This is a genomic window from Psychrobacter sp. FME13, from assembly GCF_014861395.1.
Lineage (GTDB): Bacteria > Pseudomonadota > Gammaproteobacteria > Pseudomonadales > Moraxellaceae > Psychrobacter.
In genome coordinates this window covers 1-1,193 of record NZ_RRYV01000307.1, presented here as the reverse complement: position 1 = coordinate 1,193, position 1,193 = coordinate 1, and the positions used below count along the sequence as shown (strand labels likewise).

Here is a 1,193-nt window from a genome sequence, read left to right as displayed (position 1 = left end):
TGTGAATACGCTTAGTTTACCAAGTTTAGTTGTACGGTTTCTTCAGCATAGCTCATCCCAATCAAAAACTTGTACTTGGCGATTGGCTTGGCGAACATAAACCTTTCGTGTTTTTCGATTAAAACGAATGGGAAGGTAGGTATAGCTGAATAGCTCCGTTGAGAGTAAAGCCAATAAATAAATAAAAGCAACTATAAAGGCTAACGTTATGGTACTTGCTAATATCCCTAATAGAAAAGAGCCTGTTAGGAACTCGTCATACAGTATGACAAAACCTAAGTAAATGACACCTGATATTAGTCCTAAAAAAAACAAACTGCCAAACGTGACGTCACCTCGTATTCTATCCTGACGGCCTGTTAGCTCCATATAAGTTGAATTAAACTGTACGACGGTACGCTGAGGATAAAGTGGTACGTTATAATTGTGTGTTTTATCTAGCCATTTAAAGTCCTGAATCTCTTGAACTCGTCCGCCTAGACCTACACCAAAATCACCACCGAATTTTTGATTTATTTCTTTATAACTAAGTTTTGCAAAGGGGTTTCTACCATTAATATCTATCATTTAATTATCCTGTAGGTCAATATCGTCACCCACCACAGCACGATCAAACTGCTCTAATGTATGCTCAAGTGACCAAGCTTGAGAGCACGTTTCAGGCATTGAATATTTTCTATATGGTCATCGCCTGCTATTTCTATAACCTTACAGTCCTGATGTGAATCCTGAGCGAGGATAAAAAAGCAAAGCACTGGTTAGACCGAGCGTAAGGTGAAAGCTATGATCGAGTAGGAAAAGAAATGAGCGCAGGTGAAGTTTCTACATCAAGGATGGATCCATAGCAACCTGAAGAAACTATTCCGTGATACCGGCTGTATCGGTTTTACATTCAAATAGCGATATTAAATAACGGTCCCTCATTTATTCTGTCGCATCTACTTCAATGCCTTTCAAGCCACTGTCTAACTGTTTAAGCTAAGAGCTATCTTCAGATATTTAGATCCACCGAAATAACAGCCAATCCCACAGTATCTTGAAGAAGCTTGGGTAATCTCCATGTGGTCGCGCAGCACCGATGATATCAATAATAATGGCGAGTATCGATAAGGAGGCCAGCGTTGCAACTACCATCATCACGACATAAAACACTTTTTCTAACAAGGTAGCAGGCTCCATGAGCGCTGGTATCG

At 40.0% G+C, this 1,193-nt stretch carries 2 protein-coding genes; both read right to left on the bottom strand.

Annotated features, from left to right (window positions below):
• Positions 1-42 precede the first annotated feature (42 nt).
• The gene (locus EI164_RS16215) at positions 43-567 is read right to left on the bottom strand and encodes a DUF6708 domain-containing protein (protein WP_192521003.1); all 525 of its coding nucleotides are present in this window, start codon (positions 565-567) and stop codon (positions 43-45) included.
• Between the two features lie 432 nt (positions 568-999).
• Positions 1,000-1,193 (bottom strand): hypothetical protein (locus EI164_RS16210; RefSeq protein WP_192521002.1); only part of this gene is annotated, 194 nt, incomplete at its 5' end.

Coding starts and splice junctions, on each gene's coding strand:
- EI164_RS16215 (WP_192521003.1), bottom strand. CDS start 567: ATGATAGATATTAATGGTAGAAACCCCTTTGCAAAACTTAGTTATAAA.